Below are 6933 nucleotides of genomic sequence, written 5' to 3' on the forward strand. Positions count from 1 at the left end.
GGGAATGAAAGGCTATGAAACTCATTGAGGCGGTCATGAACCGCCCCTTTTTAATGATTGTATCTGTTGTGCTAATTCTGCTTTATGGAGGAATGTCTGCTTACCAAATGGAGCGCGATTACCTGCCGTCCATGAATAATTCGACACTCATGATCACGGTGCGCGCCCAGCATTTACAGGCCAACCAGGTAAAAGCGAACGTTGCGGGGATGATTGAGAAGGCGGTTCGAGGGGTTAACGGGATTGACTATATCGAAAGCAATTCTTTTAACGGCGGTCTTCTATGCAGTCTTTATTTTCCCTTTGACTTCGATGTCGGGCATGCGGAAGGTGAGGTAGCGCAGACCTTAGCCAGCCTTGCCTATCCTGAGGGAGTGGATAAGCCTCTCGTAACGAGAGTAAGTACAAGTTCGTTCCCGATTATGAGAATAAGTCTTACCGGAAATTCAGGTAAACTCGATGAAACAGCGCTCCGCACCTCGATCCAAAATGACATTGCAAACCAGCTGCGAAGCGTTCCGGGTGTTGGTGAAGTTCGTATAACCGGCGGGGGAAACAATGGGTATATGGTGACGGTCCGGATGAATGACTTAAAGAAGTCTGGATTTACACTGGAAGATGTGAATCGGTCGCTTGGACACATGATTCCTGCCTGGCAGCAGGGAAGGATTGTGAACAATGAGGTTTCGATTCCCATTCAGCTAACAGGTAAGGAAATAAACACAGGCAGTATCAAAAAGCTGCTTGTTCAAGGCACGAACGGCAAAACGATGCCACTCTCCACTGTTGCGGATGTTTCCCCGACTGTGGTGGACATGCAGATGGTTTCCCGGACGGGTGGCAAGCCCAGTGTAATACTGGATGTCTTAAAAACTTCTTCTGCCAATATTACAAAGGTTTCAGACCAGGTCCATAGCCGGCTGAATGAACTTAAAGAGGTTCAATCAGGGGACGTTCATTCTACGGTGCTTTTTGACCGGGGGAATGATGTCAAAGCTTCAATTAACAGCTTAATTAAAGAAGGGTTATTTGGCTGTTTATTTTCCATGCTCAGTGTTTTTATCTTTCTTCGTAATGTACGCTCTACTCTGCTCATTGCGATTTCACTCCCGGTTTCACTGCTGGCAAGCATTGCTTTCCTTAAATGGATGGGGATTAGCTTCAATATCCTGACGATTTCAGGCCTGGTCGTGGCGATGGGGAGAGTGGTCGACGATTCTATTGTAGTGATGGATAACATCTATCGCAGAATGCAAGAATCGCGGGAACGATTTACTAAACATAGTATGGCAGCGGCTGTACGGGAGATGATCCCTGCGATCGTTTCCTCGACGGCAACCACCATTGTCGTTTTTCTGCCTGTCTTATTCGTTGGGGGCATTACACAATCTGCTTTTTCGTCATTCGCCTGGACAGTCATCGCAGCGCTGGTTGTCTCCCTATTTGTTTCCATCCTTGTTGTCCCGGCTCTAACCCATCTGTGGTGGAGAAATTCAACAATTCATGCCCCGCAAACGAAACCTGCGGCAGAGAAGCTGCTGCACTGGGCTTTGCGAAGGAGAAAGACAGTCGTATGGAGCACTCTTTTGATTTTCCTTATGACTGCAGCCGGAGCTGTTTATCTTCCTGTGAATTTTCTGCCTGCGAGCGGTCCGCGGGAAATCTCCATCAAGGTTGAACTGCCGGAAGATAGTCCGCTTGCTTCAATGGATGCAGAGATTAAGAGGGTAGAAGCGCTGCTGGCATCTGAGCCGGAGAAAGCCGAGACGTTCTCAGCTACGCTCGGTTCATCATTTATCCCGCAATTTGATGATGTATTCGATGAGGGAGGCGGATGGATTCAAGAAGATCATGTAGCAAACATGGTTGTGACTGTGAAATCGGGTGTTGATATGGATGGATTTATAACCGAATTGCAAGGAGAACTCCGTTCACTGCGCGGTGATGCTATCTATACTGTTACAAATCGAAACATCGGCGGTGATGATTCAAAATTAAAGGTGATGGTAACCGGAGCCGATCGTGCTACGCTTGAAAATACGGCTCAGCTTATTAGAGGTAAATTGCAGCTTGTTCCCGGACTCAGCGTGGAGGGGGCCAATGATGCAGGGCCAAAATATCGATTAGCTGTGAACCAGCAACAGATAGAACGCGCAGGGGTAAAGCCGGAGAAAGTTTTAGAAGCCATTAAGCCGTACCAGGCGGACGGCACACGGCTTTCGCTAACAACAGACATAAGCTCCACGCCAATTATTATTAAAACAGATAGACTGAACCAGGCTTCAGGAATTCCGGGTAAAGATTTGTTATCTTCTCTCGGCGAGGAAACTGTGCAGGCCAATGACGGCAGGAATGTGAGCTTAAAGCAGCTTGTTACGGTGGAGAAGAGCAATGAATTGTCTGTCATTCGTGAGAGAGATGGGCGCTCCTTTGCTGTTGTTTCCACAGATATTGTTTCGAAGGATATTGAAAAAGTTACAGCACAAACGGAAGAAGTCATAAAAGGGCTATCCCTTCCAGCGGGAGTGCACTATTCTTTTGGCGGAATCTCCGGGCAAGTGAAGCAAATGATTACTGAAATGGCGATTGCTCTGGCTGTCTCTATATTCCTTATTGTATTGATTATCAGTGCGGTTTTCCGGGGATGGAAAGCACCGTTATCCGTCCTGGTCTGCATCCCACTTGCCCTGGTTGGCTCCGTTTTGGGGCTGGTGCTATTTGGGAAGCAGTGGGATCTCGCTTCATTAATCGGGGTCATGATGCTAACCGGAATTGTTGTCACCAATGGAATTGTTCTTGTGGATAAGATTGAACGTAACATTGCAGGAGGAATGGCTGTACGGGAGGCGATTTTACAAGGTACACTGTCACGGGTGCGTCCTGTCCTCATGACGGCCTGTACTACGATTTTGACGTTACTTCCGCTGGCGATTTTCAATAGCCGGGATACGGTCATTTCGCAAACACTGGGGATCGTTGTTGTTGGGGGGATGATAAGTTCAACGTTTATCAGTTTGCTGGTCATTCCTATTATGTATGACTGGCTCCACCGTAAGCAGCGTCCGACACACAAGATTATAGAGGAGCCATCTGCACTTCATATTTCTTAAATAGTTATTTTCTAAGAAGCCGTCGTCTCGGGATTTCTTGCCGGGATAACGGCTCTTTTCTTTTTTTACATAGTTAATGGACCTGCAGCGCCATTGCCAAAATATTCACCTATCGATCATTGCCGGGCTTCTGTATATAATAAACAAATAATATCTCTTAATCTAGGAAGTGAATCATGTTTAAAAAAGTGATTAGCATCAGTATCTTTGTTCTTGTTATTGTTTTAGGCTATACACAGAAAGACATATGGGTCCACTGGATGAAAGAGGGCGGGATGCTTGCGGTTTCAGTTAGCTTACTGCTCGTTGCTATCGACGTATTCTTTCCTGTTATCCCGTTTGCCATCTTAGCCGGGACGATCGGTAGCATTTATGGAGTCTGGCAGGGGACAAGCATCACTTTAACAGGTGCAATGTTTGGGACGATGATCCTCTTCTTCCTGGCACGCTATGGATTCCGGGATTGGGCTCTAAGCTACGTAAATAAACACCCGAAAGTAAATGAATACAAATTATCTTTTGAAAAGAATTCGTTTTTAGCCATATTCCTAAGCAGAGCAATCCCTGTAGTTCCTTCGTTTGTTGTTAATGCGGTTTGTGGATTAAGCAACGTCAGATGGACTACATTTTTGTGGGCCTCGCTGCTGGGTAAAATCCCAAATAATCTGGTCGTTAACTTTGCAGGAGCAAATTTTGGGCAAAACAAGTGGTTATCTTTTGTCGTATATGGGATATATACGCTCATTATTTTTGCGGTTAATTACGTGATCGTTTACAAAAGGATGGCAAAATCTCAAACAACGAGTGCAGATGAATAACGCCTTTAGCAAGTGAAAAGCCCCTCTCTAAAAGAAGAAAGGGGCTTTTAAAACGATATGATGTTCTCTTACGCTTCATATTTCTCCACGCGCAGCGGTTCCAGTTGATACCCTTTTGTCCCCTTTATAAAATTAATAAAATGAGGGGTTTGCCCATGCTCCTCAATTGCAGCTTCATCCTTCCACTTCTCTAACATCACGAAAGTGTTGGACTGTTCAACCTCTTCATAGAGCTGGTAGCTAATATTTCCTTCCTCCGCTTGAGACCCCGCAATCACCTCTTTGGCTTGCTCCAAAAATTCTTCACGGTGCTTTGGATCGATTTTGATAAACGCATGGATAATAATCAAGGCCATTCCTCCTTTTTCTGAATGATGGAACTATAATCTATACACTCTTTAATGTAGCACAATTGGTATCGTTCGTCCGGTATAAGATTATTATTCATGAAATTGCACACAATGTTCCATAAATTACAAGACGTGAAATTAGCCTGGTACTGAATTATATTTATAGTGATTCCAATCAAAGAATGGAGGCTGTCTTATGGAAGCTTTACGTAATAAGGTTGCAATTGTAACAGGCGGAAGCAGAGGGATCGGTGCAGCTACCGCTATCCTGTTAGCAAAAGCAGGAGCCGATGTCGTCATCAACTACCACAGTTCTGAAAAAGATGCATTGAACGTACTTGCCGAGGTAGAAGCAGCAGGGCGCAAGGGCAAGGTTATCCAGGCTGATGTCAGAAATACAGAAGATGTTAAAAGATTAGTTGAAGAGGCTGTTAGCGAGTTCGGAAAGATTGATATTCTCATAAACAATGCAAATATTAATTTTGCATTCAAGCCTTTTATGGAAATGACCTGGGAAGAGTTCTCCTACAAATTAAATAATGAGATGAGTTCTGCTTTCCATCTATGCCAGGAAGTTGTTCCTCATATGGAAAAGCAAGGCGAAGGGAAAATTGTCTTAATATCCAGCGGTTTATCCCGCACCCCTTCTCAAGGCTTCGTTGCACACGGTACGGCTAAAGCAGCCATCGCTACCTTTGCAAAATATTTGGCGCAAGAATTAGGGCCTAAAAATATTGCTACGAATGTGATTTCTCCTGGTCTTATCCTGACAGATGCAACAAAAGATCAACCGGCACAGGCTCACGAAATGCTCAGAAGTTTAACCCCGCTGCAGCGTTTAGGGCGGCCTGAAGACGTTGCTGGCGCTATTCTAAGCCTGGTAGCTGACTGGAACAAACATATTAATGGTGCTTATATTCCAGTGAACGGTGGACTGGACATGAGCTGATTGGATTTTTAAGCCTCCGGACTTGTCCGGGAGGCTTTTTTTAGTATATTAAATCTCAATATGAATTCCGATGGTTGTGTAACCCTGTAATTGCTCTGATAGGAAAATAAAAGGCAGAATTCGACGGTTCTACATGATATCATAACAGTGAGAATGGTATGCGATAATAAATGAAAACAAGTGTAACAGTATGCACTGGAGGAATAGTATGGATAAAATAGCGTGGATTACGGATAGCACCTCTGGAATTGAACCGGAAGTAGCCAAAAAATACAACATTCATGTTGTGCCTTTACATATTATCTTTCAAGGTAAATCCTATAAAGACGGGATTGACCTATCTGAGAAAGAGTTTTATGAAAAACTGAAGCGGGAAAAGGAACTTCCTAAAACGTCTCAGCCTGCAATTGGGGAGTTCATCGACTTCTACGAACAATTAAAAAAGGAATACGACAGGGGAATCGTTATTCACGTTGCGGATGAACTGAGCGGAACCTTGCGTACTTCTAGAATGGCTGCGGAAATGGCTGAGTTTCCGGTTGAAATTATTGATTCCCGGCTGGTTGTGTATCCGATGGTGTACCTGTTATTGGATGGGATTCAAATGCATCAGAACGGTACATCCTATGAGGAAATCGTATCGGAGTTGAAGCGCCTTACTGGTAATATGCGAGCGTATTTCATGGTTAATGATTTATCCCAGCTCCAAAGAGGCGGAAGAATGAGTTCAACACAGGCGTTACTGGGAAATCTTCTTCAAATCAAACCTATTCTTCGCTTAAATAATGGAAAAGTGGAGTTGTACGAAAAAGTCCGCACCTATACAAAGGCGAAAAAACGTATTTTTGAAATCTTCGCAGAAGATGTGAAAGATGCAAAGGAAGTCCGGGTATGTATCCCGCAGGGAAGTGCCAGGGAAGAAGCAGTGAAGTGGAAAGAAGAGCTGGAGCAAATGTTCCCGTACCTCGATTTTCATATTTCCCAGCTTGGAGCTGTTGTAGGTACACATGTGGAGAAGGGACGCTTGCTATCGCCTGGTATTGCAAATAAAAATGCCCTCTGCACATTCACACGTATCCTGGCTAACACAGCCTATCCTATTTTCGGTATAATAATACGGTCGGAAATCGCGCAAACAGCCGTTCAGATTGGAATTGATTTGTCTTCGATTACGTCCTACGCCAATGTCCGGCAATCTCTTGAAGTCATTCAAAAACAGAAAGAACTGAGCCCACTAGCTTAGCTGGTGTGTTTTTTTTTGATTGGACAGCAATATTTACCGATGTGTTGATTTTAATTTAACCTAATTTGTTTTTTTTAAACATCCCTTAAAATGGAGTGCAATACCTAAGCGGATTAGTCAATGCGATTAGCCAGCGGTTAAGAAACGTTAAGGAAAGCAAGGTTTCTTAAGAAAAAGGCGGTTGGTAAAATTTGATATTGCAATATTGCCCTCCTTCCTGGTAAGATGTAATTCCGGCGTTAGAAACAAGCGCTGAAAACCAGGGCAACAACAAATTGGAAAAAATAAGTTGTTGCAAATCGCTTGGTGATTTGATAAGATAGTTAAGTCGCCGCTAAACGAGCGGATGACAACAAAACAACAGTTCCTTGAAAACTGAACAGTGAAACTTCGAATGTGTGCGAGTTAAATTTTTATCCGGCAACATGATTGTCGGACCCAAACATTCTTTAATTGATTAGTT

At 44.0% G+C, this 6933-nt stretch carries 5 protein-coding genes; 4 read left to right on the plus strand and 1 reads right to left on the minus strand.

All coding sequences use genetic code 11. The features are described from left to right. Positions 1–14: 14 nt before the first annotated feature. Both MBEAL2_RS23250 and MBEAL2_RS23255 read left to right on the plus strand, forming a co-directional pair. Positions 15–3110, plus strand: coding sequence for an efflux RND transporter permease subunit (locus MBEAL2_RS23250; RefSeq protein WP_047154624.1), 3096 nt, complete (start codon positions 15–17; stop codon positions 3108–3110). A gap of 176 nt (positions 3111–3286) precedes the next feature. After that, entirely contained in the window at positions 3287–3928 is a 642-nt protein-coding gene (locus tag MBEAL2_RS23255; RefSeq protein WP_047154625.1) for a TVP38/TMEM64 family protein, read from the plus strand. 68 nt (positions 3929–3996) lie between these two features. Here the strand turns inward: MBEAL2_RS23255 and MBEAL2_RS23260 are convergent, their stop codons facing one another. Next, a complete protein-coding gene (locus tag MBEAL2_RS23260; protein ID WP_052947944.1) occupies positions 3997–4284 on the minus strand; it encodes a putative quinol monooxygenase in 288 nt (95 codons plus the stop codon). A 190-nt stretch (positions 4285–4474) separates the two neighbouring features. Between MBEAL2_RS23260 and MBEAL2_RS23265 the strand changes: the two genes are divergently transcribed. Both MBEAL2_RS23265 and MBEAL2_RS23270 read left to right on the plus strand, forming a co-directional pair. Next, positions 4475–5227, plus strand: a complete 753-nt coding sequence (locus MBEAL2_RS23265) for an SDR family NAD(P)-dependent oxidoreductase (protein WP_047154627.1) — start codon at positions 4475–4477, stop codon at positions 5225–5227. A gap of 208 nt (positions 5228–5435) precedes the next feature. After that, positions 5436–6470 carry a DegV family protein gene (locus MBEAL2_RS23270; RefSeq protein WP_052947945.1) on the plus strand — a complete coding sequence of 345 codons (1035 nt, stop codon included), beginning with the start codon at positions 5436–5438 and terminating at the stop codon, positions 6468–6470. Positions 6471–6933 lie beyond the last annotated feature (463 nt).

The sequence above is a fragment of the Aneurinibacillus tyrosinisolvens genome (genome assembly GCF_001015055.1).
In the GTDB taxonomy this organism is placed as follows: Bacteria; Bacillota; Bacilli; order Aneurinibacillales; family Aneurinibacillaceae; genus Aneurinibacillus_A; species Aneurinibacillus_A tyrosinisolvens.

What these genes read in the sequence shown, in the direction of transcription:
- MBEAL2_RS23270 (WP_052947945.1), top strand. Translation starts at nt 5,436, where the DNA reads ATGGATAAAATAGCGTGGATTACGGATAGCACCTCTGGAATTGAACCG.
- MBEAL2_RS23255 (WP_047154625.1), top strand. Translation starts at nt 3,287, where the DNA reads ATGTTTAAAAAAGTGATTAGCATCAGTATCTTTGTTCTTGTTATTGTT.
- MBEAL2_RS23260 (WP_052947944.1), bottom strand. Translation starts at nt 4,284, where the DNA reads ATGGCCTTGATTATTATCCATGCGTTTATCAAAATCGATCCAAAGCAC.
- MBEAL2_RS23250 (WP_047154624.1), top strand. Translation starts at nt 15, where the DNA reads ATGAAACTCATTGAGGCGGTCATGAACCGCCCCTTTTTAATGATTGTA.
- MBEAL2_RS23265 (WP_047154627.1), top strand. Translation starts at nt 4,475, where the DNA reads ATGGAAGCTTTACGTAATAAGGTTGCAATTGTAACAGGCGGAAGCAGA.